The 26,519-nt window shown below is 66.9% G+C and carries 24 protein-coding genes; 19 read left to right on the forward strand and 5 right to left on the reverse strand.

Annotated elements, in window-relative coordinates; genetic code table 11:
• The first annotated feature begins 139 nt into the window (after window positions 1-139).
• The 3 genes from hemE (at window position 140) to AB4Y63_RS01935 (ending at window position 4,023) form a co-directional block, all read left to right on the forward strand.
• Complete coding sequence (gene hemE, locus AB4Y63_RS01925) at window positions 140-1,324, forward strand: uroporphyrinogen decarboxylase (RefSeq protein WP_441789351.1); 1,185 nt, start codon at window positions 140-142, stop codon at window positions 1,322-1,324.
• An 11-nt stretch (window positions 1,325-1,335) separates the two neighbouring features.
• Entirely contained in the window at window positions 1,336-2,847 is a 1,512-nt protein-coding gene (gene hemG, locus AB4Y63_RS01930) for a protoporphyrinogen oxidase (protein WP_441789352.1), read from the forward strand.
• Window positions 2,848-2,952: 105 nt separating this feature from the next.
• Entirely contained in the window at window positions 2,953-4,023 is a 1,071-nt protein-coding gene (locus AB4Y63_RS01935) for a LacI family DNA-binding transcriptional regulator (protein WP_441789353.1), read from the forward strand.
• Here AB4Y63_RS01935 and AB4Y63_RS01940 read toward each other — a convergent pair.
• Complete coding sequence (locus tag AB4Y63_RS01940) at window positions 3,968-5,461, reverse strand: hypothetical protein (protein ID WP_441789354.1); 1,494 nt, start codon at window positions 5,459-5,461, stop codon at window positions 3,968-3,970. The two genes, AB4Y63_RS01935 and AB4Y63_RS01940, sit on opposite strands and share 56 nt — an antisense overlap.
• The gene (locus tag AB4Y63_RS01945; protein ID WP_441789355.1) at window positions 5,458-7,605 is read right to left on the reverse strand and encodes an alpha-galactosidase; all 2,148 of its coding nucleotides are present in this window, start codon (window positions 7,603-7,605) and stop codon (window positions 5,458-5,460) included. Before AB4Y63_RS01945 ends, AB4Y63_RS01940 begins: the two co-directional genes overlap by 4 nt.
• A gap of 112 nt (window positions 7,606-7,717) precedes the next feature.
• On the opposite strand from AB4Y63_RS01945, the gene AB4Y63_RS01950 reads away from it, so the two are divergent.
• The 16 genes from AB4Y63_RS01950 to AB4Y63_RS02025 all read left to right on the forward strand — a co-directional run bounded on the left by AB4Y63_RS01950 (window position 7,718) and on the right by AB4Y63_RS02025 (window position 22,780).
• Window positions 7,718-9,052 carry an ABC transporter substrate-binding protein gene (locus AB4Y63_RS01950; protein WP_441789356.1) on the forward strand — a complete coding sequence of 445 codons (1,335 nt, stop codon included), beginning with the start codon at window positions 7,718-7,720 and terminating at the stop codon, window positions 9,050-9,052.
• Window positions 9,053-9,109: 57 nt separating this feature from the next.
• Window positions 9,110-10,042: a carbohydrate ABC transporter permease gene (locus AB4Y63_RS01955; RefSeq protein ID WP_441789357.1), complete on the forward strand. Its 933-nt coding sequence runs from the start codon at window positions 9,110-9,112 to the stop codon at window positions 10,040-10,042.
• Complete coding sequence (locus AB4Y63_RS01960) at window positions 10,042-10,887, forward strand: carbohydrate ABC transporter permease (protein WP_441789358.1); 846 nt, start codon at window positions 10,042-10,044, stop codon at window positions 10,885-10,887. The genes AB4Y63_RS01955 and AB4Y63_RS01960 overlap by 1 nt, the downstream gene beginning before the upstream one ends.
• Window positions 10,888-10,896: 9 nt before the next feature.
• Window positions 10,897-12,630 carry a glycoside hydrolase family 36 protein gene (locus tag AB4Y63_RS01965; RefSeq protein ID WP_441789359.1) on the forward strand — a complete coding sequence of 578 codons (1,734 nt, stop codon included), beginning with the start codon at window positions 10,897-10,899 and terminating at the stop codon, window positions 12,628-12,630.
• A 103-nt stretch (window positions 12,631-12,733) separates the two neighbouring features.
• Window positions 12,734-13,129 (forward strand): hypothetical protein, encoded by a 396-nt coding sequence (locus AB4Y63_RS01970; protein WP_441789360.1) that lies wholly within the window; start codon window positions 12,734-12,736, stop codon window positions 13,127-13,129.
• 134 nt (window positions 13,130-13,263) lie between these two features.
• A complete protein-coding gene (locus AB4Y63_RS01975; RefSeq protein WP_441789361.1) occupies window positions 13,264-13,656 on the forward strand; it encodes a YtxH domain-containing protein in 393 nt (130 codons plus the stop codon).
• Between the two features lie 28 nt (window positions 13,657-13,684).
• Window positions 13,685-14,191, forward strand: a complete 507-nt coding sequence (locus tag AB4Y63_RS01980) for a phage holin family protein (protein ID WP_441789362.1) — start codon at window positions 13,685-13,687, stop codon at window positions 14,189-14,191.
• Window positions 14,181-14,501 (forward strand): hypothetical protein, encoded by a 321-nt coding sequence (locus AB4Y63_RS01985; RefSeq protein ID WP_441789363.1) that lies wholly within the window; start codon window positions 14,181-14,183, stop codon window positions 14,499-14,501. The genes AB4Y63_RS01980 and AB4Y63_RS01985 overlap by 11 nt, the downstream gene beginning before the upstream one ends.
• Before the next feature lie 125 nt (window positions 14,502-14,626).
• Window positions 14,627-15,847 carry a metallophosphoesterase family protein gene (locus tag AB4Y63_RS01990; protein ID WP_441789364.1) on the forward strand — a complete coding sequence of 407 codons (1,221 nt, stop codon included), beginning with the start codon at window positions 14,627-14,629 and terminating at the stop codon, window positions 15,845-15,847.
• A 78-nt stretch (window positions 15,848-15,925) separates the two neighbouring features.
• Window positions 15,926-16,684 (forward strand): hydrogen peroxide-dependent heme synthase, encoded by a 759-nt coding sequence (gene hemQ / locus AB4Y63_RS01995; protein WP_441789365.1) that lies wholly within the window; start codon window positions 15,926-15,928, stop codon window positions 16,682-16,684.
• Window positions 16,684-17,826 (forward strand): ferrochelatase, encoded by a 1,143-nt coding sequence (locus AB4Y63_RS02000; protein WP_441789366.1) that lies wholly within the window; start codon window positions 16,684-16,686, stop codon window positions 17,824-17,826. Before hemQ ends, AB4Y63_RS02000 begins: the two co-directional genes overlap by 1 nt.
• Complete coding sequence (gene hemC, locus AB4Y63_RS02005; protein ID WP_441789367.1) at window positions 17,823-18,812, forward strand: hydroxymethylbilane synthase; 990 nt, start codon at window positions 17,823-17,825, stop codon at window positions 18,810-18,812. The genes AB4Y63_RS02000 and hemC overlap by 4 nt, the downstream gene beginning before the upstream one ends.
• Entirely contained in the window at window positions 18,809-19,585 is a 777-nt protein-coding gene (locus tag AB4Y63_RS02010; RefSeq protein WP_441789368.1) for a uroporphyrinogen-III synthase, read from the forward strand. Before hemC ends, AB4Y63_RS02010 begins: the two co-directional genes overlap by 4 nt.
• Window positions 19,586-19,654: 69 nt before the next feature.
• Window positions 19,655-20,641, forward strand: a complete 987-nt coding sequence (gene hemB / locus AB4Y63_RS02015; protein ID WP_441789369.1) for a porphobilinogen synthase — start codon at window positions 19,655-19,657, stop codon at window positions 20,639-20,641.
• Window positions 20,642-20,664: 23 nt separating this feature from the next.
• Window positions 20,665-22,032: a glutamate-1-semialdehyde 2,1-aminomutase gene (gene hemL, locus AB4Y63_RS02020; RefSeq protein ID WP_441789634.1), complete on the forward strand. Its 1,368-nt coding sequence runs from the start codon at window positions 20,665-20,667 to the stop codon at window positions 22,030-22,032.
• Window positions 22,033-22,219: 187 nt separating this feature from the next.
• A complete protein-coding gene (locus AB4Y63_RS02025; protein WP_441789370.1) occupies window positions 22,220-22,780 on the forward strand; it encodes a hypothetical protein in 561 nt (186 codons plus the stop codon).
• A gap of 23 nt (window positions 22,781-22,803) precedes the next feature.
• Here AB4Y63_RS02025 and AB4Y63_RS02030 read toward each other — a convergent pair whose 3' ends face one another.
• The 3 genes from AB4Y63_RS02030 to AB4Y63_RS02040 form a co-directional block, all read right to left on the reverse strand.
• Window positions 22,804-23,613: a hypothetical protein gene (locus AB4Y63_RS02030; protein WP_441789371.1), complete on the reverse strand. Its 810-nt coding sequence runs from the start codon at window positions 23,611-23,613 to the stop codon at window positions 22,804-22,806.
• An 82-nt stretch (window positions 23,614-23,695) separates the two neighbouring features.
• Complete coding sequence (gene glmS, locus AB4Y63_RS02035) at window positions 23,696-25,480, reverse strand: glutamine--fructose-6-phosphate transaminase (isomerizing) (RefSeq protein WP_441789372.1); 1,785 nt, start codon at window positions 25,478-25,480, stop codon at window positions 23,696-23,698.
• Entirely contained in the window at window positions 25,480-26,499 is a 1,020-nt protein-coding gene (locus tag AB4Y63_RS02040; RefSeq protein ID WP_441789373.1) for an NAD-dependent epimerase/dehydratase family protein, read from the reverse strand. Before AB4Y63_RS02040 ends, glmS begins: the two co-directional genes overlap by 1 nt.
• Window positions 26,500-26,519 lie beyond the last annotated feature (20 nt).

Below are 26,519 nucleotides of genomic sequence, written 5' to 3' on the forward strand. Positions count from 1 at the left end.
GTGATTCTACGTCGTGTAGTATCCCCAGCCGAATCGGGGCGTAACCTCCGCTCTGCACCCCATCCGGGGGACGGCTTCGAATGATGCATTTTTTCGGCACAGAACCAGACGCCCAGCGTTGTTTGACAGAATCAAGAGCGTGAACCTTGACGCGCAGCATCCTCTTTCCAGCGGTCTCACCGCAGACTCCCGCCTGGTGCGGGCCTACCAGGGCACCCGACCCGACGTGACGCCGGTCTGGTTTATGCGTCAGGCCGGTCGCTCGCTTCCCGAATACCGCGAACTTCGCGTGGGAACCCGAATGCTCGACGCCTGCCTCGACCCGGCGATGGCCAGCGAGATCACGCTGCAGCCGGTGCGCCGCCATGGTGTCGACGCCGGAATCTTCTTCAGCGACATCGTCGTTCCGCTCAAGCTCGTCGGTGTCGACGTGGAGATCGTCGCCGGCAAGGGCCCGGTGCTCGGCACCGCGGTTCGCACCGGTGCGGATGTCGCAGTTCTCACCGCCCTCGACCCCGCCGTGCTCGACACGGCCCTCGCTCCCATCCAGGAGGGTGTCGCCCGCACTGTCGCCGAGATGGGCGCGACCCCGCTGATCGGGTTCGCCGGCGCCCCGTTCACCCTGGCCGCCTACCTCGTCGAGGGCGGGCCGTCGAAGGACCACATCCACGCGCGCACCCTGATGCACTCCGACCCCGCGGCGTGGGCCGCCCTGATGAGCTGGACCGCCGAGGTGACCGGGCGCTTCCTGCGCGCCCAGGTTCTCGCCGGCGCCAGTGCGGCGCAGCTGTTCGACTCGTGGGCCGGCGCCCTCCCGCTCGCCGACTATGCGAAGCATGTGGCGCTGGCCTCCGCCGCAGCGATCAGCCATGTCAAGGATCTCGGCTACGTCGAGCACTCCGCCGACGCGGCGGCTGACCCCGTCGAAGTACGCCGCAGCGTGCCGATCGTCCACTTCGGCGTCGGAACCGGCGAGCTGCTCGCCTCGATGCACTCCATCGGCGCCGATGTGGTCGGAGTCGACTACCGGGTTCCGCTCGACGAGGCGAACCGCCGACTTGGCGGCGGGGTTCCGTTGCAGGGCAACGTCGACCCGGCATTGCTCGCCGCTCCGTGGCCGGTTCTCGAAGCCCACGTTCTCGACGTGCTCGAGCGCGGGCGCACCGCCCCCTCGCACGTGCTGAACCTCGGCCACGGCGTTCCGCCCGACACCGACCCGGCCGTGTTGACCCGCGTCGTCGAGTTGGTGCACGAGTCGAGTGCTGCCTTCTCCGCAGCATCCGCGGCTGATTCCGCCGCTGCTGCCGCCGCATCCGCCGAATGAGCGAGAGTCGCATGACTGACGTGGTGGTGATCGGCGGCGGCATCGCCGGCCTGGTCGCCGCGCGCGAGTGCGCGCACATCGGGTTGAGCGTCACGGTCGTCGAAGCGACGGATGCCGTTGGCGGGGCCGTCGCCTCCCACGAGGTCGCCGGTTTGGTGCTCGACAGCGGCGCCGAGAGTTTCGCCGTTCGTCAGGGCAGCGTGGCCGACTTCGTCGCTGCCCTCGGCCTGACCGATCAGATCGTTGCCCCGAATCCGGCCGGAGCCTGGCTCTGTTTGCCTGCCGAGGGCCGGGCCGGACGGTCGGCCGGCGCCGCGGGCGTGGTCTCTGTGCCTCTGCCGAAGACCGGTGTGCTCGGTATTCCCGCCTCGCCACTCGCCGACGACGTGCGGCGGGTGATCGGTTGGGGCGGAGCCTGGCGTGCCTATCTCGACCGCGTGATGCCCGTTTTGAAGATCGGACGTGAGCAGAGCCTCGGCGGCATGGTGGAGAAGCGAATGGGACGACGTGTGCTCGAACGTCTCGTTGAGCCGGTCGCCGCCGGGGTCTACTCGGCTCCGGCACGTGATCTCGAGGTCGACGTCGTCGCGCCAGGGCTGAACGCCGCATTGACGGTGACCGGCTCCCTCTCCGGTGCAGTGCTCGYGCTGCGTTCGGCGACCCCGGCCGGCTCTGCTGTCGGCGGACTCCGCGGCGGGATGTCGGGTCTGGTCACGGCGCTCGTCGCCGATTTGGCGCACTTCGGCGTCGACATCGTCACGAACACGACGGTGACGCAGCTCGTTCAGGGCGACCCGTCGCTGACGTCCGGCTGGACGGTGACCACCATCCCGACCATCGCTCCTGACGACGCGGCCGATGACGGGGCTGCTGCTGCCCCCGGCACGCTTCACTCCCGCTTTGTCATCGTGGCGACGCCGGGGGCATCCGCCCTCGAACTGCTGGCGCCGCTCGGCGACGACTTCGCCGCGCTCGGCGCGCTGGACTGGCCGGCCGCAGCCGCCGTCGAACTTGCCACCCTGGTCATCGATGCGCCGGCCCTCGACGCACACCCGCGCGGCACCGGGGTACTCGTCGCCGCGGGCACGTCGGGGGTGAGTGCGAAAGCGCTCACCCACGTGAGCGCGAAATGGGACTGGGTTGCCGAGGCTGCCGGTCCTGGTCGCCATGTGCTCCGGCTTTCCTACGGCCGGTTCAACGAGGCGAACCCGGCGGATGGACTCAGTGACGCCGAATTTCAAGCGTTGGCCGTGCGCGATGCGTCGATCATCCTGGGCGTCGAACTCGACCCGGCAGCCGTGCTCGGTTTCGCTCGCACCCCGTGGCACAACGCGCTGTCTCCGGCGACGCTCGGAGCTCGCGACCGGGTGCGACAGGTGCGCGAGGCGGTTGAGGCTGCTCCCGGGCTGGAGCTGACGGGCGCCTGGCTGGCCGGCACCGGCCTGGCATCGGTGATTCCGGATGCGCTCGCCGCCGGATCCCGCACGCGTCAGGCCTCGCTCGGTCTGGCCGCGGACAGCTGACCGTCCGGCGGTGGCCGCTCGCTGGGGAGGCCGAAATCCGCCATCCGGGGAGCACTTGAGATTTTGTCGGTCGCCGAGCGGCCTTTTCGACCAGAATGGATCGCTATGACTGACGCGAGTGTCTCCAAACTGCCTGAGAGCAGCACGCAGCGCCCCGGGAAGAAGACCCGGTCGCCTGCCGGCTCGGCCAAGCTCTCTGAGGTGGCTGCTCTTGCCGGAGTCAGCGAGGCGACGGTCAGTCGCGTGCTCAATCGCAAGTACGGTGTGTCACCGACCACGCGCGAGCAGGTCGAGGAAGCCCTGCGGCAGATCGGCTACGAGCGCCCGCGCAAGGGCGAGATCGTGCTCATCTTGGTCCCGGGTCTGAAAACGCCGATCTTTGGTGAGTTCTGCAACGCGATCGAGGCCGATCTGAGCCCGCACGGCCTCCGTGCCGTGATCGGCCCAGTTCTGCCGGGATCCGTCTACGAGCGCGACTACGTCGAGGCCTTCGTCGACACCGGGATCGCCGCAGCGATCTTCCTGTCCTCGAGCAACACCCTTCAGAACGCCGACGATTCGGCGCGCGCGCTGCTGGAATCCCGCGGCGTTCCCTATCTCTGCATCAACGGCGGCTTCGCCGAGGGAGAGTCCCCGGTGATCTCGACCGACGACTGGCGCGCCGCCGAGCTCGCCGTCGAGCACCTGTACGACCTGGGCCACCGCCGGATCGGCATGTGCGCCGGCCCGCTGGGAAACATTCCGGCCGACCGCCGGGTGGAGGGCTTCCTGAACGCGATGGATGCCCGCGGCATCGAAGACGCTGAGGACCTCGTGGTGAGGCACCACTTCAGCATCGACGGCGGCCGGTATGCGGCCGACGCGTTGCTCGACCTCGATGTGACGGCGATCGTCGCCTCCAGCGATGAGATGGCCCTCGGCGCCATTCGTGCGACAAAGCGGCGTGGACTGCGGGTGCCCGAAGATGTCTCGGTCATCGGCTACAACGACTCGTACATTCTCGAGTTCACCGACCCGCCGCTGACCAGCGTCAGCCAGCCGGTCGAGCATATCTCCCAGGCGTGCGCCCGCACGCTCGTCACGATGATTCAGAACCGCCCGGTGCGCACCGACGAGATGCTCATGGAGCCGGCGCTGCACACACGGAATTCCACGGCTCCGGTGCGCACGGCCTGACCGTCCGGCGCTCGCCCGGCTCAAGGGTGACCGCTCCCTCGGGGGAGCCTGAGCGGTCAAGGTGCGGATCCTGGAAACCGCGCTCGGTGTTCCCGATGAGTCGCCAGTGCAGCGGTTTCGTCGTGCCGTTGCGAAGCCAGAGTATGCCGTCCGATGTGCCGGGCGCAGAGGCACCGACATCGATGGTGCCGTCCCCGAAGGGAACCTCGAACGCCGCGAGCCGGGAAACTCCAGCCGGCAGCACCGTGCGGGTGGTGACCGAGCACTCCGCAGCATTCGGCTGCAGGCCGAGCAGCCCGCCGACAATCTGGGCGACGAGCGTGAAGGACACCTCCGGATAACTGCCGTTCAAGCCCTGTTGGGGAACCTCGTGGGGGTCATTGCGGCGCGCGTAGATCTGCCGCATCCACTGCCAGGCCGTGTCGGCATCGCCGTGACGCAGATACAGATCGGGCACGTAGGTCAGGGCTTCGATATTCGCCGGCGCGCCGACGGGGTCGGCGCAGAGGCGGTCGATCTCGCCGAGCAGCGCGCTTGAGCGCGGGTCGCCGGCGACGAGCCCCTTGAGCGGCATGAAGAACGTCGTCTCCCTGCCCCACGCTGTGGTGGGCTCCTCGTCGACGGTCCAGCCGTTGACGATGGCGTCCTCGGCGCCGCCCGTCCGGCTCCAGGCGCTGCGGAAGTACTCCGCCAGCCGGTGTGCGGTGTGCTCGTAGACATCCGCCGCCTCGACGTCGCGGCAGGCCCGCTCCAGCGCGGCGGCATGACGGGTGGCCGCGTACTGCGCGCCGAAGGCGTCCCCGGCCTCGCGAAAACGCGCGGTGGGGTGCTCGTTGTAGCTGGCGGCTCCCTCGAAGATGCCCCGGCCGCTGCCCTCGGCGACCCCGTTGGGGCGGTGGGTGTCGTGAGCCTCGACGAAGGCGCCCAGCGTGTTGCGCCAGAATGCCCGGTGCGCCAGGAGCGTCTCGTCGCCGGTCCAGCGGTACAGCACATGCACGAGCTCGACCATCTCGAAGATGGCGGGTACTTCCCGCACGAACTCCTGCGGTCCGCGGTAGTCGATGGCCAGCGGCGTCTGCCCGTCGAAGTTGAGCGCCCAGACCGGCCAGCCGCCGTGCTCGGCGGTGGCGGTGGCCAGCAGAGCACGCAGCATCCCCGCATTGTGCCGTTGCCAGCCGAGCAGTTGGGCGCCCACCGCCTGGTGAGCGAAGTCACGCAGGTAGTAGCCGCTGCGGTGGGCGTAGCCGGCCCGGTAGCTCGCCTGGTACGCGGCCTGCCGATACGGGCCGGGGTGCGCCTCGGAGACATCGAGCGGGCCGGTCTCCGCGTCGGAGACGACCGACTCGGCCGCGGTGCGCGCTGCCCAGGCGAACATTTCCGTCAGCTCGCGGTTGTCGGAATCGATGCGGATGCCGCTGCCGCCGACCGTCACGCTCATGCCTCGGTCACCTCGATGAGAGCCGCCTCCTGCGGGCGCAGGGTCGGCATCGGCAAGCCGATCTGCATCAGGCTCGAGCCGAGGCAGGTGAACTCCTCGTCCCACCAGGCCGGCTGCGACCGGGTCGAGGTCGGGTCGTCGGAGCCCGCAACCCGCAGGCGGGCGACGCGGTAGCGGCGGTCTGCAGCCAAGCCGGCCAGGCGGAGCATCGGGCCGGGAATGTGCGGAGGGGAGTCGATCGCCGCGAGGGTGACGATGGCATGGCGTGCATCATCGGACACGATGCTCTGGGCGATGTGGGCGTCCTCGGTTTCCAGACGGTGCAGCGTTCCACGTTCAATCAGCGGAGAGAGGCGCTTCACCTGCCGGATCCAGGCCGCCAGCTCGTCCAGCTCGGACTCTGATGCCTCGCGGAGGTCCCACTCGATGCCGAAGCTGCCGACGAGTGCGGTGATCGCCCGGAAGCTGAGTGAGCTGTGGCGGCCCGTCACATGCGCCCGGGCGGCACCGACGTGCGACCCGAGCAGTTCGGGCGGCACCAACATGCTCGTCCACCGTTGAATGCGCTGCCGTTCCAAGGGATCGTTGGAGTCTGAGGTCCAGAAACGATCCACACGTTCGACGATGCCGAGATCGATGCGCCCGCCGCCGGCCGAGCACGATTCGATCTCCAGCCACGGGCACTCCGCACGGATCTCGTCGATGAGCCGGTAGGTCGCGAGAGTCTGCCGGTGCACGCCGGCGACTCCGGTGGTGCGGTCGACCGGTTCGAGCAGGTCGCGGTTGTGGTCCCACTTGATGTAGTCGATGCGGTGCGCGGTGACGAGCTCGACGATCCGATCCCGCAGGTGTGCGAAGGCGTCGGGATGCGCGGTGTTCAGCACGAGCTGCTGGCGGGCCAGCGGCGCGTCGCGGTGCGGCGGCGAGAGGATCCACTCGGGATGGGCGCGGGCCAGCTCCGAATCCGGGTTGACCATCTCCGGCTCGAACCAGATCCCGAACTGCATGCCGAGTGAGCGCACGTGGTCGACGAGCGGGGTGAGGCCGTTCGGCCAGACGCTGGGGTCGACGAGCCAGTCGCCGAGACCGGCGCGATCGTTGCGTCGGCCGAGAAACCAGCCGTCGTCGAGCACGAAACGTTCGACGCCCACGCGTACGGCGAGATCGGCGAGCTCGATCAGCGGCGGCAGGGAATGGTCGAAGTACACGGCCTCCCAGGTGTTGAGGGTCACCGGTCGGCCGACGGCGGGGTGCGACGGACGGACGCGCAGCATCGAATGGATGCGCGCGGATGCCGCGTCGAGGCCGTCCCCGTGGCTGCCGTAGATCCACGGGCTGGTGTATTCCTCACCGGGTCGCAGTGCGAGTTCGCCGGAGTGCAGCAACTCTCCGGCGCCGAGGAAACTGCGTCCGCCGTTCGTGCGCTCCGCCCACACGCGCTGATTGCCCGACCAGGCGTTGTGGATGGCCCACACTTCGCCGCGCGCGAAGTCGAAGCCGGGAGTGCCTGCGACGAGCAGCGTTGCCGCATCCGGTCCCGTGCGCCCGCGGCGGTTCTCGCGGAGGTGGGTGCCATCGACGAGCTCTCGGCGCTGCGGGCGTCTTTCGCCATTGTGGCGGCCGGAGAGGTCGAGCAGCTCAGTGGCCCGGCCGGGGATGGGCAGGGCTAGATCGAGGCCATCGAGGCGGTAGTCATCGGTGCCGTCGTTGCGCAGTGTGGCGCGAACGCGCAACAGGCCGCTGGGCAGAAGCTCAATCTCGACCGTCACAGCGAGCAGGCCGGAGACGTCGACTCCGCGGGCGGTGAGACGATGCGAATCCGCTGGCGTCACCGGGGGCGTGTGCAGGGAGACGACGTCACGCACATCGGCGAAAGCGCCCTGGCCATCGCGATGTCCGGCGATTCCAGGGAAGCCCATCCAGCCCTGCTTGGCTTCCGGCAGCAGTCCGATCGGGAGCGGCGCGTCAGGCTCGCTCACCGCGCGATTCGGCCGCGTGTCGGTGAGGATGCGCATCGTGGTCGCGTCATCCAGGGGTCCGAGAGCAGCGCCCCAGTAGGTCACGATGGGCAGCGCCCCTTTTTCTGCGACGACGACAACGCTCACTCCGGCTGCTGTCAGATGTACTACGGACGGCTCCATCATTGCTCCTTTGCAATTTTGCAGAAAAGTGCTGCATATATACTTTTACCATGTTATTGTCGGTGAATCGCTCCCCTGCGATCACCAAGAAAGGACCTGAACAATGATGTTCTCGATGACAAAGCCGTGGCGCCGTGTCGCGACGGCGGCGGTTGCCACAGCCGCAGTGGCGGCCTTGGTCGGCTGCTCGGCTCAGGCTGACAAGCCGCAGACTGACGGAGATATCTCGGGCAAGATCACGGTATGGACGTGGAACGCACCGGGGGAGGGTCTCCGTGCCGCCGTTCCCGCCTTCCAGAAGCTCCACCCCGGTGTCGAGATCGATGTTCAGGATGTCGGCAACCCGGCAATCTGGGAGAAGATCACCACCGGCATGGCTGCCGGAGGCAGCGGTCTGGCCGACGTTCTCAACATCGGGATCGACTACATGGGCAACTATGCGGAGAAGTTCCCGGATCAGCTTGTCGATCTGCGCGATTTCGGAGCAGACGACCTCGCCGCCGAGTTCCCCGCCGGAGCGTGGAAGAGCGGCTCCGGCCCCGACGGTCAGGTCTTCGGCATCCCCTACGAGGTCAACGCAGCCGGCTTCTTCTTCCGCACCGACCTCTTCGAGCAGGCCGGCCTCGACTACTCCGCCATCACGACCTGGGACGAACTCCTCGACGCCGGTGTGATCCTCAAGGAGAAGACCGGCGCCTCGCTGTTCAGCATGGACAAGGCCGGAACGGTCGGTGACTCCGCCGGGCTCTTCGAACTGCTGATGGGGCTGCAGGGCTCCTTCTACTTCAACGCCGACGGTGAGATCACCATGAACGGCGAAGAGGGCGTGCGCGCTCTCGAGATCATCAAGAAGGCGAACGATCTCGGTCTTGTCGAAGATGTTCCAGGCACCTGGGACAACCTGCTCGTCACCCTGCGCGGTGAGCGCGACGTCGCCACCTCGTCATCCGGTGGATGGTTGAGCGGCGTGATCGAAAGTGAAGCACCGGACATGGCCGGCAAGTGGGGCGTCGCCCCGCCCAAGGCTGTCACCGCCGGTGGCCTGACCGGTGCCGTGAACGGCGGCACCTACCTCTCCGTGCCGAGTTCGAGCAAGAACCAGGCAACGGCGTGGGCATTCATCGACTTCGCGCTCGGAACCCTGGAAGGCCAGCAGCTCACCTATGAAGGCGGCGGAATGTTCCCCGGCTTCAAGCCGATGCTCGAATCGCCGGGCTTCGTCGCCCCCAACGAGTACTTCGGCGGGACCAAGGTGAACCAGATCTTCATCGACGAGCTGAACCAGGACACCCCGGTGGTGAACTACACGAGCGACTACGCCCGGGCGCTGAAGGCCTATGTCGATGTACAGACGCGCGTGCTGCTCAACGGGGCCGACCCGAAGACCGAGCTGGACCAAGCCGCAAACCAGGTCGCGCAGCAGACCGGCCGGACCCTGGCCAGCAAGTAGCCGTCGAATCAGGGTGCGCCGGCCTCGTGCCGGCGCACCCGTGAAAAGGCCATGACGATGACAACCGCACTAGAAGCCCCGGTTACGACAACGGCCCCGAAGATCCCGGCGCCGCGGCGCCGGCGATCCTCGGCCGGGTATCCGAGAATCACCCCCTACCTGTTCCTGCTGCCCATGATCCTGCTGTTCGTCGGGTTCAAGCTCTACCCCTACATTTCGGCGTTCTGGATCAGTTTGACCAAGAACGTCGGCGGCGAAATCCAGTTCGCCGGACTGGCCAACTACCAACGACTCCTGCAGGACCCGCTGTTCTACAAGGCGCTCGGCAACACCGGGATCATCCTGCTCGTGCAGGTGCCGATCATGCTCGGGCTTGCGATCGTGCTGGCCGTCGCGTTCAACTCCGTGCTCCTGAAGTGGCGCTCGTTCTGGCGCACCGCCTACTTCGTGCCCATCGTGATGGGGCTGGTCGCCTACGGGATCCTGTTCCGGGCGCTGCTCAACACGAATGAAGGGTTCGTCAACTACCTCATCGGCTTCATCGGCCTGGATCCGATTCCCTGGCTCGGTGACCCGATGTGGGCGAAGGTCTCGATCGTCATCGCAATGACCTGGCACTACACCGGTCAGAACGCGATCATCTACCTCGCCCAGATGCAGTCAATCGGCGGCGAGCTTTACGAGGCGGCGCATGTCGACGGGGCCAGCGCATTCCAGCGCTTCTGGCACGTGACAGTGCCCGGGCTCCGTCCGGCCATCGTGCTCACCGTCATCCTGTCCACGATCGGCACCCTCCAGCTCTTCGATGAGCCCTATGTACTCACCAACGGCGGTCCGGACAACGCAACCCTCACGGTCGGCATGTACCTGTACCAGAACGGCTTCAAGTATTTCGACTTCGGTTACGCGTCGGCCATCGGCTACGCCCTGACCATCATCATCGGCGTCATCTCGCTGATCCAACTTCGCTTGTTCAAGGAGAAGTCCTGATGACAGACACCAACATCGTCGCGCCGACGAGTCGCGGTCGCTCGCTGGTGCTGACCACGGCCATTGCGGCGGGCGCCGTGCTGATGATTCTGCCGTTCTACTGGCTGCTGATCGCGACCACCTACCAGGCGAGTGACATCTTCACGACGCCGCCGCATTTCCTGCCCGGCCCGGCATTCTTCGACAACCTCGTCGGGCTGTTCCGGGACACCCTCTTCGGCCGGGCCATGTTCAACTCGGTGCTTGTGTCCGTCACCTACACGGTGTTCGGGCTCGTGGTCTGCACGGCAGCGGGATACGCATTCGCGAAGTTCCGGTTTCGCGGACAGGGCTTTCTCTTCGGCGCGGTGCTGGTCACGCTGGCGCTGCCCTCGCAGGTGACGCTCGTGCCGCTGTTTCAGATCATGGTCTCCCTCGGTTGGCTCGACAGCTACCAGGCGCTCGTGCTTCCGAACCTCGCGCTTCCCTTCGGGATCTTCCTGATGCGGCAGACCATGTACGCGATTCCCGACGAGATGATCCAGGCAGCGCGCATCGACGGAGCCAGCGAGTTCCGCGCATTCGCCGGAATCGTGGTCCCGACAATCCGCCCCGCGATCGCCGCCCTGGCGATCTTCCTGTTCCTCGCCCAGTGGAACGACTTCGTGTACCCCCTCGTCGTACTGCGCACCCCCGAGTCCTACACGGTGCCCGTCGCCCTCGCCTCGCTGCAGGGCATCGGAACCACCGACTATGGGCAGTTGTTGATGGGCACCATGCTCTCGATGCTGCCGGTGCTCGTTCTCTTTCTCTTTCTCCAACGTCACTTCGTCGCGGGCATTCTGGCCGGCGCCGTCAAGCAATAAGGATCCATCGTGCTACTTGAAGACCACCAGCTCCTGTCCGTTCACTGGACTGAGCTCTCGCGCGGCATAGCCTTCGGGGTCGGCGGCGGATGCCTCGTCGAGAGCGTCGAGCGCCACGGCCTCGTTGATATCGTCACCGTGAACATCGTCCCGGGCGGTCAGATCGTGCTCGAGGCCCCGCTCGGCAACGCCACAGCGTACTGGCACCCCGGCTTCGACCCCGGAGAAAGCTTGCCGGCCGACTGGAAGGGGCGTGAGGGGTTCAGCGCCGTGCGTTCGGCGCCGATCGGCGTGCTCTGCGACGCGGTCGGCCAGAGCGGTTTCGCGTTCGCCTTCGACTGCCTCACCCAGGAGGGCGAGCTGGAGTTCGGCGCCTCGGAGGAAGCGAAGACCTTCGTCGTGCGTCTGGCGATCGCCGACGGTCTGGCCGCCGCGCGCTCCACTGTTCGACTGGCCGTCGTGGCACCGGAGGTTCGCTACGAGCGGGCGATTCGCGAACTCTCGGCAATCCTGCACGACGGCATCGCCGGGCGGGCGGCGGCAGAGATCGCCCTCGAGCCCGTCTACTCCACCTGGTACGCGTACTCGCAGCAGATCACGCACGATGTGCTCATGCGGAACGCGTCGGTGGCGCGGGGGATCGGTTGCACGTCGGTCTTCGTCGACGACGGCTGGCAGAAGTTCGGCGACGGCCGCTGGTACGCCGGATGCGGCGACTGGGTGCCGGACACCACGAAATTCCCCGATTTCCGCGGCACTGTCGCCGAGCTGAGCGATGCCGGCCTGCGCACCGTGCTGTGGATCGCTCCCTTCCTCGTCGGCGACCAGAGCGCGGCCTACGCCAACCTGGCCCGCTTCGCGTCGATCTACTCTGAGAACCTGCGCACCTGGGTATTGGACCCCCGCCACCCCGAGGTGCGCGAGCACCTGGTCGGCGTATGCGCTCGGCTGATGAGCGACTACGCACTCGACGGCCTGAAGATCGACTTCCTGAATAGCGTCATGGTCTACGCGGGAACCCCGTCGACGGGCGACGTCGCCGATGTCGGTGACGCTATGACGCTGGTGCTGCGCGAGATTGCGGCTGCCGTCGAAGACGTGCGCCCCGGCTCGCTGATCGAGTTCCGCCAGCCTTACATCTCACCGGTTGTCGCTCCATTCGCCGACGTCATCCGCGCCGATGATTGCCCAGCGGATGCCGACCAGAATCGCCGTTCGACGCTCAACCTCCGGTTGCTCGCGATCTCGCAGATCGTGCACTCCGACCCCGTGATGTGGGATCCGAGCGCCCCGGTCGAGACCGTGTCACGCCAGCTGCTCAACGTGTTCTTCTCGGTGCCGCAGATCTCCATGCCGCTCGACGTGCTGCCGGAGGAACATCGCGTGCGGACCATGGAGTTGCTCACAGAGTGGCGCTCGCTGCGCGAGGTGTTGCTGGGCGGCGAGCTCAGCGTCGGGCTGCCCAACGAGGGCTACCCTCTCGTCTCGTCGCGCCTCGGTGGGAGGCTCGTCGTCGCCGCCTACCAGCCCCGCCAGCTCGAACTCGACCTGGAGGGGGTCAGCGAGCTCGTGATCCTCAACTCGACGGCTTCCTTCGCCCTGCCGTACACCGTGCGCGACGGGCTGACCCGGGTCGGCACCGCGCTGGCCGAGGGGTCCACCGCCCGCCCGGTCGAACTCGGTGAGCGCGGTTTCATCGACGTCGGCGCGTGGGGGATCACCCGCATCACGCTCAACAGCTAGCGATCGCGTTTGTTGCGGGCGCTGAAAGGCGCCCGCAAACACAGCATTCAGCCCTCGGCCGCGCAGAGTGCGGACGACCGCTCCGGTGTGACAGCATTCCCAGGTGGACACTTCAGGGATCTCAACCGGGCCGCGCTGGCTGAGCTCGTATGTCGCGCTTCGTGCCGCCCGCCCGGACTTCTGGCTGGCTCTGGCGCTCGCCGGTGAAATTATCGGGATTGCCTCGGTGTCGAGTCAGGTCGGTATGGTCGCGCCGATCGGATCCGCTCTGCTTTCGATCGTGCTGCTCTGGCCGATACGGCGAGGGGTGCTCTTCGCCTGGCATCTCTTCCTGTTCATGCACTGGGTGCAGCTCGCGCTTGTCGCGGTCTTCTCGCTCCTTGCCGCGATGCTTCCGTGGGGAGAAATCGCAGTCAGTCCGGTCGGCGTTGTCGGGACAGCGCTTGCCCTCTGGGCCGTGTCGGCCAGCTGTGTGCGGCCTGCGCCGCGCCCGGCCTAGCTCAGACCTGGCCTGTCGCAACGCCACCGCCAGGCCGGGGGCGACCTGAAAGGTCGCCCGATATCTTCCGTCATGTCCCTGCGGCGACAAGGGGGATACGCTGGGGACACCGAACCTGACGGAATGGAGTCACAATGCGGGGAAAGCTTCTCTTCATCACGGGTGGACTGATCGGCTACGTGCTGGGCGCACGCGCCGGGCGCAAGCGCTACGACCAGATCGCCGCTGCGGCAAACAACCTGTGGAATGCGGAGCCTGTGCAGCGCCGGGTGACGATGGCGCGTGACTTCACACTTGACGCCGTCGGCGACTTGCCCGTCACGCTCTTCAACGCCGGAAAGAAGGTTGTTGAAAACGTGCAGGCCAAGAAGTCGGCAAAGGATGCGGCCGGTCCGGCCCAGCCGGCCACGCCGACGGCCACGCCGAAGCCAGCCGCGAAACCGGCGTCGAAGACCGCCGCGAAACCCGCGGCCACGTCTGCGTCGAAGCCCGCCGCCGACCCGACGTCCGAAAACTCTTCGTTCTAGTCGTTGCACCGCACCGGAAGGCACGCCAGTGAGTACCAGTGAACCAAGCAACAGCGGACCGAACCTGACCGGCCCCGGGAGCACGAGCCCGGGTGAGGGTGTCCCGAGTGGCGGCGCACCCTACGGAACCGGGTTCAACCCGAAACGTAAACGGAGCCTGTTCGGGCTGATCAGTGACGTCCCTGGTCAGATCAGCGCCCTCGTGAAAGCAGAGATCGCGGCATTCCTGGCCGAGATCAAGGCCAAGGCGATCACCCTCGGTGTGGGCATCGGGATGTTCGTCGTTGCCGGTGCCATCGCATTCTTCGCCCTCGGCGTGTTCATCGCGCTGGCCATCATCGCGCTGGCCCTGGTGCTGCCGCTCTGGCTGGCAACCCTGATCGTCGGGGTCGTGCTGATTCTGATCGCCGTGATTCTGGTTCTGATCGGGATCAACCGAGTCAAGGTCGCAACGAAGCAGGATCCAGACGGGATCGCCGCCAGCATCCATCACGATGTCGAGGCATTCAAGGGGGTTGGCGACTATGGCCACTGAAAATCGCACTGACAAGACCGTCGTGTCCGGGGCGGCTCCCGCGGCACCTGCCCCCGAGAAGCCGAAAAGCCAAGCCGAGCTGCGTGCAGACGCCAAGCGCGCCCGCGCCGAACTCGCGGGCACCCTCGACGCCATCGAGCTGAAGCTCAATCTGCCGTATCAGGCCCGGCTTCGGCGGCGTCGATTTCAGATGGGTGTGCGCAAACTCCAAGACGACAACCCGCTCGCCCTCGTCGGGCTCCTCGCCGGCGCCGTCGCGATCGTCAGCGGAACCGTCTGGCTCGGCGTGAAAGGCATTCGCGAGCGCTGACCACCGCGACCCTCGAATAGGGGTCACGCGGCGTTCATGCGCACGTCACTTCCCGGCCCAACGGAGTCTCTAGCGTGGCCTGCGACGCGCCTCGACCGGCGCGCCCAGACGAGGAGACACGCACCGTGACTGACAAATTGCCCCTGGCCCGACGAACGGTTCTCACAGCGGGAGGGCTCGGGGTGCTTGGCGTTCTCGGCGCGGCGCTCCCCGCCCACGCACAGCCCGCCAACGCACAGGTCGCGAACCTGCCGCGGATGTCTCCCGACGGCAGTCCACGCGGAAAAGCGCCGAAACTGCGGTTCCGCGAGAACGGCACCTTCAAGGTCGTGCAGTTCAACGACACCCAGGACGACGAGCTCGTCGACCGGCGCACCGTCGAACTGATCGAGAAGATCCTCGACACGGAGAAGCCCGATGTCGTGCTGATCAACGGCGACGTGATCACCGGCGGATGCGAGACCCGGCTCGCCGTGAAACAGGCGATCAACAACGTCGTCTGGCCGATGGAGAGCCGGGGCATTCCGTGGGCGGTCACGTACGGCAACCACGACGAGGACTCACTGCCGCAGTCGGGGGTGGACGAAGCGACGATGCTCGACTTCTATCGCAGCTACGACCACAACCTGAATGCCGAGAACATCGCCGGTCTGACGGGCACCGGCAACACCATCGTCCCGATCCGCGCTGCAAACGGCAAACGAGATGCCTTCAGTCTCTGGCTGCTCGACTCCGGTCGGTACGCACCCGGGACGATCCAAGGCCAGGACTTCGCGGGCTATCCCACCTGGGACTGGTTGAAGATGGACCAGGTGGCCTGGTACCGCAGCGAGTCGCAGCGCCTCGAGAAGCGGGCCGGTCGCAAGGTTCCGAGCCTCATGTTCATTCACATTGCGCTCTGGGAGCACCGCTTCATGTGGTGGGGCGGCGTCGACACTCGCACCGCGGCTGACGCCGCGCGCGGAAGGGCGCGCCACGGCATCGTCGGCGAACGAAACGAAGACGAGTGCCCCGGACCGTTCAACTCCGGCATGTTCAACGCGATCCTCGAACGAGGTGACGTCAAGGGCGTGTTCGTGGGTCACGACCACATCAACGACTACTACGGCAATTACTACGGGGTGCTCCTCGGCTACGCTCCCGGCACGGGTTTCGGCGCCTATGGGCTGCCCGGCGCCGACCGCAACCGGATGCGCGGGGGTCGCGTCTTCGAGCTCACCGAGACCGGCGATGACGTCGCAATTGCGACACGCGTCGTCTACGCCCGCGATCTCGGCATCGATCTGACCGCCAACGACCAGCCGATGGAACCCACGCCGCTGCCTCCCGCACAGGCGTCTGCCTGACTCTTCGCCTGACCGGTTGTCGGGGGAGTCGTCTCGGTTGTTTTTGGTGCTGGACCGAAAGCGGGGGAGACTAGGAGCATGACTCACCCGGCTGCCGGAGAGGCAGTAAACAGCACCCAGTCCCTCACCTCCACCGATGCGTCCACGGATGCCTCAGAAGCGTCGCCGCAGGGGTTCACCCTGTTCGCCGTTTTGCGCAAAGACCCCGCGAATCCTGACGACCTCGACGGCCGCGACGTTCCGCATGCCGTCAACGAGCTCGACGACGTCATCGCGCTCGTCGAAGCGGAGGGCGTCACGGTGCGCGGCTTCTACGATGTCTCCGGTTTGCGTGCCGACGCCGATGTCATGATCTGGACCCACGCCGCCGAAGCCGAGACCCTGCAGTGGGCACATCGCGAGTTGCGCCGCACCCGCTTGCTCAAGAGCCTGCTGCCCACCTGGAACGCGATGGGCGTGCACCGCGACGCCGAATTCAACAAGAGCCACGTTCCCGGATTCCTCCGTGGAATCGAGCCCAAATCCTGGCTCACGGTCTACCCGTTCGTGCGCAGCTACGAGTGGTATCTGCTCCCCGACGCCGAGCGCAGCAAGATGCTCGCCGACCACGGCCGCCTGGGTGCGTCCTACCGCGGCGCCGTTGCCCACACCGTGTCGGCTTTCGCGCTCGGCGACTATGAGTGGCTGCTGCCGATCGAGAGCGATGAGCTGACCGAGTTGGTCGACCTGATGCGCGGACTGCGCGCGACAGAGGCTCGCCGTCACGTCCGCGAAGAAATCCCGTTCTACACCGGCCGCCGCGTCACCCTCGCCGAACTCGTGGAGGTGCTGCAGTAGTGACCGAGTACGACGCCATTCTGCTCGCGGGATTCGGTGGCCCCGAAGGTCAAGACGACGTCATCCCGTTCCTGCGCAACGTCACGCGCGGCCGCGGCATCCCCGAGGAACGCCTTGAAGAGGTCGCCCACCACTACCGTCATTTCGGTGGGGTGAGCCCGATCAACAACCAGAACCGCGCGCTCAAGGCGGCGATCGAGGCTGAACTCGCCTTTCGCGGCATCAACCTGCCGGTGATCTGGGGCAACCGCAACTGGAACCCCTACCTCGCCGAAGTTATTACCGCAGCCCACGAGGCCGGCCAGAACCGTCTGATCGCCATCGCGACCAGCGCCTACAGCTCGTACTCGAGCTGCCGCCAGTACCGCGAAGACTTCGCCGCAGCCCTGGCCGACACCGGTCTCGAGGGCACAGTGCAGATCGACAAGGTGCGTCAGTTCTTCGACCACCCCGGCTTCGTGCTGCCGTTCATCGACGGTGTGAAAGAGGGCCTCGCCGAGGTGCAGGCCGCCGTGCCCGGCATCAACGTGCAGACCGAGGTCGAGGTTCTGTTCGCGACGCACTCGATCCCGTCGACGGATGCCGCCAAAAGCGGTCAAGATCTCAGCGACCTGGATGCCGATGGTCAACCGGTGCGTCGTTACGGTGACGACGGCGCCTATGCCGCGCAGCACCGGGCCGTTGCCGAGGTCGTCATGGCCGCCGCGACGCCCTCTGCCGAGGAACAGCCCGCCTGGCAGCTGGTCTACCAGTCGCGCTCCGGCCCGCCGAGCATGCCCTGGCTGGAGCCGGACATCAATGACGTCATCAGGGCGCTTCCCGAGCGGGGCATCCGTGCCGTGGTGATCGTGCCGCTCGGTTTCGTCAGCGACCACATGGAGGTGCTCTGGGATCTCGACACCGAGGCCATGGAGACTGCTGAGGAGAACGGCCTGCACGCCGTGCGCGTGCCGACGCCCGGCACCAACCCGGCCTACGTCAGCGGCCTGGTCGACCTGGTCATGGAACGCGTGAACGATGTGCCGGTCGACGAGCGCCCCGCGCTGACCGAATTAGGACCCTGGTACGACGTTTGTCGTCCCGGATGCTGTGAAAATGTGCGCCTGGGATTCAAGCCGGCGCTGGCAGGAATGACACCATGAACGCACCGATCACTCAGACCCCGATTCGCGTCGGCACCCGCGGCAGCGCCCTCGCCATGGCTCAGACCACGGCTATCGCCAACCGCCTCGGCGCGGCGGCCGGCGTGCCGGTGGAGATCGTCCCGATCACGACCCACGGCGACACCTCGCGGGAGTCGCTGTCGAGCCTCGGCGGCACCGGCGTCTTCGCCAGCGCGCTGCGCGAGTCGCTGCTGGCCGGCGACTGTGACGTGATCGTACACTCCCTGAAAGACCTGCCGACCGGCGCCCACCCCGGCCTGGTCATCGGCGCCACCCCCAAGCGCGCCGACGCCCGCGACGTGCTCTGCGCCCGCGACGGACTCACCCTGGCCACCCTTCCGGAGGGCGCGAAGGTCGGCACCGGATCGCCGCGACGCGTGGCCCAGCTGCGACGGCTCCGACCCGACCTGACCGTGGTGGACATCCGTGGCAACGTCGACACCCGCCTGGCCTTCGTCACCGACGGTGAGCTCGACGCTGTGGTGCTCGCGGCCGCCGGTCTCGGTCGGCTCGGTCGCCTCGATGCCGTGGCCACCGACTTCCTCGACCTGTCGGCGTGGCCGACCGCTCCCGGCCAGGGCGCGCTCGCGATCGAGGTGCGTGACGGCAAGCTCGACCGCGCGCTCACCGCGGCGCTCGCCGCCGTGAACCACTCGACCACCCAGGCCGTGACCACCGCCGAACGTCTCGTTCTGGCCGGTCTCGAGGCCGGCTGCGCCGCTCCGATCGGGGCGACGGCCGAGATCGACGACGGGCTGCTGTTTCTCACGGCCACCGTCTACCGCCCCGACGGTACGGAGCAGCTCACCGCCTCGCATGCGGCCACCCCCGAATCGCACGGGCTGGCCGACCTTCTCGAGGCAGCACGGGATGTCGCCGAGCGCGTCGTCGCGGAACTGCTCGCGAAAGGCGCGGCGAACCTTGCACCCCTCGGCATGACGTCGAGCGAGGGCGGCACGTCATGACGAAGCCGGCCGAAACCAAGCCGCTCACCGGCTGGCGCGTGCTCGTGCCCCGGGGAGGCCCCTGGGGCGATCAGGTGTCGGCCAAGCTGCGTGCCCAGGGGGCATCGCCGGTCGTCGCCCCGATGATCAACTTCGCACCGACCGACGACGCCCCGACCCTCGAGGCCGCGTTGCAGAGCCTGGCCGCCGGAGAATTCGACTGGGTGACTGTGACGAGCGCCACGACCGTTGACGTTCTGTCGTCGCACCGCGTCGTGGTTCCGCCGACCACTCGCGTCGCAGCGGTGGGGGAGACCACCGCCGCCGCGCTGATTGCGGCCGGCTACCAGGTGGACATCGTCCCCTCTGAAGACAATTCGGCCCGAGGGTTGCTCGCCGAATGGGAAGCGGCCACCGACGGCGTGATCCCGCTGCGCATCCTCACCCTGCGCTCCGAAATCGCCAAACCGCTGCTGACCGAGGGCCTGCGTCGCATCGGGCACGATGTGCTCTCCGTCGTCGCCTACCGCACCATCGGCGTGCCGGTGAGCGAACAGGTGGTCGAGGATGTCGCCGCCGGGCGGGTGCAGGCGGTGCTCGTCACCTCCGGCAGTGTGGCCCAGCAGGTTCAGGAACAGCTCGGTCCCATTCCCGAATCCACGCTGGTGGCCTGCATTGGTCCGCGTACCGCGAAGGATGCGGCGGCCGTCGGCCTGCGCGTCGACGTCGTCGCCGACGAGCGCACGGCCGACAGCCTGATCGACGCCGTCGTGAAGGCGGCGCGGGCGTCCTGAGCCACCACCACGCGGGCAGCAGTCACGGATGCGTCGGCGGCATTCAGACAGGAGACATAGGCTTGACGGGTGAATAGCCCCGTCATCCGCCCGCGACGACTGCGCGCCACCCCCGCGCTCCGCCGCTTGGCCAGCGAAACCCGTCTCCACCCCGCCGACCTCGTTCTTCCGCTCTTTGTGCGTGAGGGCACCGAACATCCGCTGCCGATCCAGTCCATGCCCGGCGTCGTCCAGCACAGCCTGGACAGCGCCCGTCGCGCCGTGGCTGACGCCGCAGCGGCCGGAATCGGTGGAGTCATGCTGTTCGGCGTTCCCTCGCAGCGCGACGCGACCGGAACCGGCGCGACCGACCCCGACGGCATCCTCAACGTCGCGACGCGCGCTCTCGTCGCCGAGATCGGCGACGCTCTCGTGGTGCAGACCGATCTCTGCCTCGACGAGTTCACCGACCACGGCCACTGCGGCGTGCTCGATGCGCACGGGCGCGTCGACAATGATGCGACCCTCGTGCGCTACCGCGAAATGGCGCTCGCCCAGGCCTCGGCCGGCTCGGCCCTGCTCGGACTCAGCGGCATGATGGACGGCCAGGTTGCCGCCGTGCGCGAGACGCTCGACGCCAACGGCTTCGCCGACACCGCGGTGCTCGCCTACTCCGCCAAGTACGCGTCCGCGTTCTACGGCCCGTTCCGTGACGCCGTGGAGTCGACTCTCGACGGCGACCGCCGCAGCTACCAGCTCGACCCCGCCAACCGCCGCGAGGGGGTGCGCGAAGCGCAGCTCGATATCGCCGAGGGCGCCGACGTCGTCATGGTCAAGCCGGCCGGAGGCTACCTCGACGTGCTGGCCGATGTCGCCGCGATGAGCGAGATTCCGGTCTGGGCGTATCAAGTCTCCGGTGAGTACGCCATGATCGAAGCGGCTGCGGCGCACGGCTGGATTGACCGTCGTCGCGCGGTCGAGGAATCGGTTCTGTCGATCCGTCGGGCCGGTGCCGATGCGGTGCTCAGCTACTGGGCTGTCGAACTTGCCACCTGGCTCAACGAGAAGGACGCCTGATGACCGCTGAAACCACTCCCGCCATGAATTCCACCGCCGTGAGTTCCCACGGAGTGATCTCCCACAACGACGAGCTGTTCGAGCGCGCGCAACGGTCGATTCCGGGCGGCGTGAACTCACCGGTGCGCGCCTTCCGCTCGGTCGGTGGCACCCCACTGTTCCTCGTCTCGGCCCAGGGGCCCTACGTCACTGACTCTGACGGACGTGAGTATGTCGACCTCGTCTGCTCATGGGGCCCGGCGATTCTCGGCCACGCGCATCCGGATGTCGTGAAGGCCGTTCAGGATGCCGCAGCGCGCGGTCTCTCTTTCGGGGCCTCGACTCCGGCGGAGACCGAGCTGGCTGAACTCGTCACCTCGCGGGTCGGCGCGGTGGAGAAGCTGCGTCTGGTCTCGACCGGCACTGAGGCCACGATGACGGCGATCCGCCTGGCGCGCGGTTTCACCGGCCGCGACCTGCTCGTCAAGTTCGCCGGTCACTACCACGGCCACTCCGACGGACTCCTGGCCGAGGCCGGCTCTGGCCTGGCGACGCTGGCGATGCCCGGCTCGGCCGGGGTGACCGCCGCGACGGCCGCGCAGACCCTCGTGCTTCCGTACAACGACATTGACGCCGTGCGGGCCGCCTTCGCCGCCCACCCCGGCCAGATCGCCGCGGTCATCACCGAAGCCGCCGCCGCCAACATGGGCGTCGTCGCTCCGAACCCGGGCTTCAACGCGGCGCTGGCCGACCTCGTTCACGCCGAGGGCGCCCTGCTCATCCTCGACGAGGTGCTCACCGGTTTCCGGGTGGGAGCGGCCGGCTACTGGGGCCTCGAGAACGTCGCCGAGGTGCGCTACACGCCCGACCTGCTCACCTTCGGCAAAGTCATCGGCGGCGGCCTCCCGGTCGCAGCGCTCGGCGGTCGCGCCGAGGTGATGGACTACCTCGCTCCGGCCGGACCGGTCTACCAGGCCGGAACACTCTCCGGAAACCCGGTCGCCGTGGCGGCTGGCATCGCCACGCTGCGCGCCGCCGATGAAGCGGTCTACCAGCGCCTCGATGCGACCAGCGTGATCATTTCTGAAGCAGTCTCGGCGGCATTCGATGCCGAAGGTGTCGCGCACCGCGTGCAGCGCGCCGGCAACCTGTTCAGCTTCGTGTTCGGGCCGGATGCTGCGGCGCACGCCCCGCAGAACTACGAGACGGTGAAGCGCCAGGAAGCATTCCGCTATGCGCCCTTCTTCCACGCCATGCAGCAGGGTGGGGTATCGCTCCCGCCGTCGGTGTTCGAGTCCTGGTTCGTTTCAGCCGCCCACGACGACAGCGCGATCAGCCGCATCTTCGACGCGCTTCCCGCGGCGGCGCGGGCCGCGGCATCCGCCGTCGATCCGGCGGAGGCTGTGGTCTAGGCGTCGACCCGTGTCGACGCACTGCGTGCGAGTGTGACACTTTCGGTCGAGATTGCCCGGTCTGCCGGGCAATCTCGACCGGAACGCGCACACTCGGCGTGCGCTGTGATTCGCCCACCACCGAGGCGTTGCGGCTTTGTGAGGTTCAGACACGGCGAATTGCCCGGCGACCGGGCAGACTAGACGCATGACCTCTCTGCGCGTGCACCCCGATCGGCTTGAGATCCACCTGTCGCGCGCCGAGAAGACGATGGCCCTGCGGCGCGAGGACATCGTCGTGCAGCGGGAAAACATCCGTTCGGTCACGATCACCGACGATCCCTGGATCTGGATTCGCGGTATTCGCGCGCCCGGCTTCGAAGTGCCGCTCGTGATCGCGGTCGGAACCTGGAAGTTTCACGGCGGCAAAGATTTCGTCGCGGTCAAGAGCAAGCGTCAGGCGGTCGTGATCGATCTCGTCGACGAGGAGTTCGCACGAGTGATCCTGACCTCACAGCACGCCCCTGACCTGATTGCGTCGCTCAAGCTGCAGGATGTCCCCGCTGCCGTCGACGAGGAATCCGCCGCCCAGCCGGAGGCTCAGCCGGCGACCGAGCCCGACGCGAAGCCGGCTGTGAAGCGCCGGCCGGCGAAGGTCAAGCCGAAGTCAGAGGATCGGCCCGACGACAAACCCGATGAGAAGCCCGTCACGAAGCCTGGCGCAAAGCCACGCGCAACGCCCAAGCCGAAGCTGGCACCCGGCCTGTAAGAGCCGCCAGAGGCCGTGATGCCTCAGCGCACGCCGCTGCGGGTGACGATCGTGAGCCAGGGCCCCGCCGGGACGTCCTTTTCTTCAACGAACCGCCAATTGACTCTGTCGTTCTCGCCGTTCAGGTCGGTGAATCGGAGGCATCCGTTCAGGGCGGGGGAGACATCCATTCCCGCCCCGTTGAATTTGGTGTTGGCCGGACGCGCGTCCCCGGTTCCGAACACGTAGTTGGCATCGTCGTACACCCCGGGGCCGGCATCCTCGATCTGGCCATAACAGGTCTGCCCGTGTGAGGTGATCTGCACCCACCGGTTCTTCATCAGGCTGGAATTGGGATCGGCGGCGAGGGCCGTGTACGCCGCGTCGTGTGCCCACGGGATGACATCGCTTCGAATTGCCGCCGCATGCGGATCGTTCACGTCGTCGAACGGCAGATCCAGATAGAACGGATTCTGCTGTGGTTTCATCGACGTCGGAAAATAGCCGTTGCCCGGGGTCCGAGCCTCGGTCTGACAGGTGCCGGCGACGATGACGCCGTCGCACCCTCCGTAGCTCTGTAGCCAGAGCGAATCGTAGGTGGAGATGACCTGGCTTCCGTCCGAGGCGTTCGGGTCGAACACCTCGCCGACCCAGAATGTGGTCGCGACGATATCGGTGTGCAAGGGGTACTGTCCGTTGTCCACAGCTTTTCCTTCCAGGGATCGCGCGTTGAAGAGCGCACCCGCCGCGATCGCCGCGATCCCGACCAGCACCCCGACGCCGAGGAGGAGCCGGCGGCGGGGGAAGCCGCCGGATCCTCCTCGGGGAGCGGTGGGAGGCCGCTGCTCTGTCACTGCTCTACCCCATCCATACATCTCACGGACATTGCACCAGATTCTGCACTGCGCTGCGCTCCTCGATCGCTGGGTGGTGCGGCTAATCGACCGTGACCGACTTGGCGAGGTTTCGGGGCTTGTCGACGTCGAACCCCAGTTCCGCGGCGAGCGTGAAGGCGAGCAGCTGCAATGGCACAACCGCTTCGAGCGGTCCGCACGGCGACAGGACGCCCAACGGGATGTCGACAACGCTTCCGTGGCGACCGATCGTGACGACGCGTCCTCCGCGTGCCCGGACCTCTGCGATGTTTCCGGCCAGTCGGGGGTCGCCGTTGTCGACGACGATGACCGGAGTGCCGTCTTCGACGAGGGCAAGCGGTCCGTGCTTGAGTTCCCCGGCCGGATACGCCTCGGCCCAGCGGTAGGTGAGTTCCTTCAACTTCAAGGCCCCTTCCATCGCGTAGGGGACGGCGGCTCCGCGTCCGAGAAAGATGAAACCGCCGGCATGGCGCACCTCGTCGACAATGACCGGAATTGTCTCATGGGCCGCGAGTGCCGCTGCAGCAAGCCGATCGGGCATGGAACGCAACTCGGTGACGAGCTTCTCGGCATCGGCGGAACTGAGTCGACCGAACTCGACAAGGGCAGAAAGGATGAGGCCGGTTCCGACCAGCACCTGACAGACGAAGGTCTTAGTGGCGGCCACGCCGATCTCGACTCCGGCGCTGCATCCAAGAACGGCATCGACGTTGCGGGCCAGTGTCGAATGCAGGTTGTTCACGAGCGCCAGCATCTGGCGGTCGGGGGGCCCTTCCTCGACCGCCCGCAGTACATCGGCGGTTTCACCCGACTGACTGATCGCGATGGTGAGGGTTCCCGGCTCGACGATCGTCCCGGCCGCTTCACTGGCCACCACGATGTTGTGAGCGAGTCCACCGAATCGACTCACGGCGCTGCCGATCACCAAGCCGGCATTCAGCGAGGTGCCGCAGGCGAGCACCCTCAGCCGTTCGAAGGGTGCCAAGTCGAGTGAGCGCCACAGAGCTCCGTTTGCGATGCTGTCACCGATTGTGTCGAGAATTCGGGCCGCAGCCTCCGGCTGTTCGTCGATCTCACTGGCCATGTGATCGTCGCGATCGGTCGGCTGGCTTCCCGACCGTCGCGGGGGGCAGGGAACCGGGTCGGGGGCCAGACCAGGCTCGCCGGCATGCAGCCAGATCAGCTCGTCGGCAAGCTCGACGGTGTCTCCATCGCCGAGAATGCGGAACTCGTCGACCCACTCGGCCAGCGCAGAGACGTCACTGGCAAAGAATGAACCGGACGGCGATTGGGCCACAAGTAGCGGCGAGCGGTGCGCGGAGGCCACCACGCGGCCGGTCGCGGTGTCCAGCGCCACGAAAGCCCAAGAACCGGCCATGCGCTGCACGACCTGACTCACGGCATAGCGCAGATCGCCGGAGTGCTCCATCGCTTCTTCCAGGAGGTGGGCGATGACCTCGCTGTCGACATCCGAGGCGAAGCCGTGACCGGTCCTGCTCAACTCTGCGCGCAGCACGTCGGCATTTTCGATGATCCCGTTGTGCACAACGCTCAGCCGCTGGGTGCAATCCTGATGGGGGTGGGCATTGGAGACGCTGACTCCGCCGTGCGTCGCCCAGCGGGTGTGTCCAATACCGGCCTCACCGAGCGCGGCTCCCGGCCAGCTGTTCGTCAGAGCGCGGAGCGCCTCGACGCGATTCGTCGTTCGAAATACCGCGGTGCTTCCGTCTTCGGCCATCACCGCGATCCCGGCGGAGTCGTAGCCGCGGTATTCGAGTCGTTTGAGCCCGGCCATCAGAAAGTCGGCGGCTCCGGCAGTTCCCCGGCAGGCGATGATTCCGCACATCAGCCGACCGCTTCCTGGGAAACGGGGTTGGCCAGGGTCATCGCTTCGTTGACATGACCTCCGTGCGATGCCGCACCGGCTACCCGCCGGATGACCTCATCGAGCGGAGTCGACGGGTCGAATCCGATGAGGGCCCGTGCGCGCGAGTTGTCGGGTACGCGTCGACGCATGTCCTCATAGCCTTCGGCGTAGGCGTTCTCGTAGGGGACGAACCTGATGACGCTCCTGCTGTCGAGCACGGAGATCGTGCGACGTGCGAGCTGAAGAATGGATATCTCCTCTGCGCCGCCGAGGTTGACCGCTGTTCCATAGGCTGCGGGCGTCTCGGCCAACCGCACCAGTGCCGGGATGATGTCACCGACGTAGGAGAAGCACCGGGTTTGCAAGCCGTCACCGAAGACGGTCAGCGGCTCTCCGCGTTGGGCTTGGCCGACGAGGTTCGGAACCACCATGCCGTAGCGACCGGTTTGGCGCGGACCGACGGTGTTGAAGAGACGCACAATTGCCACGTTGAGTCCGTGCTCTGACCAGTAGGCATGGGCGAATGCCTCGTCGATTCCTTTGGCTGCGGCATAGGTCCAGCGAGATTTGAGGGCCGATCCGAGGATTCGATCCGCGTCTTCTGAGAGTCGATCCGCCGTATTCTTGCCGTAAATCTCGCTGGTCGAAGCAAGCACGAGGGTGGCCCCGGCCGAGTGGGTTGCCTCCAAGACGTTCTCGGTGCCGTGGATATTGGTGCGCAGGCTGGTCAGCGGCTCCTCGACGATGATCTTGACTCCGACCGCCGCGGCCAAGTGGTACACCTGGTCGGCGCCGTCGATCACGCTGTCGACGAGGGCGCGATCGAGAATCGTTCCTTCAATGAATGTGAGTCGGGGATTGCCGAGTGACGTCTCCAGGTTGAACAGTGTTCCGGTTGACAGGTCATCGAGCACCACGACGTCGTCGCCGCGGTGAAGAAGGCGGTCCACCAGGTGGCTGCCGATGAAGCCGGCGCCGCCGGTGATGACACTTTTCATGATTTCCTCCTGCGTGGTCA

It is taken from the genome of Leifsonia sp. YAF41 (genome assembly GCF_052113185.1).
In the GTDB taxonomy this organism is placed as follows: domain Bacteria; phylum Actinomycetota; class Actinomycetes; order Actinomycetales; family Microbacteriaceae; genus Cryobacterium.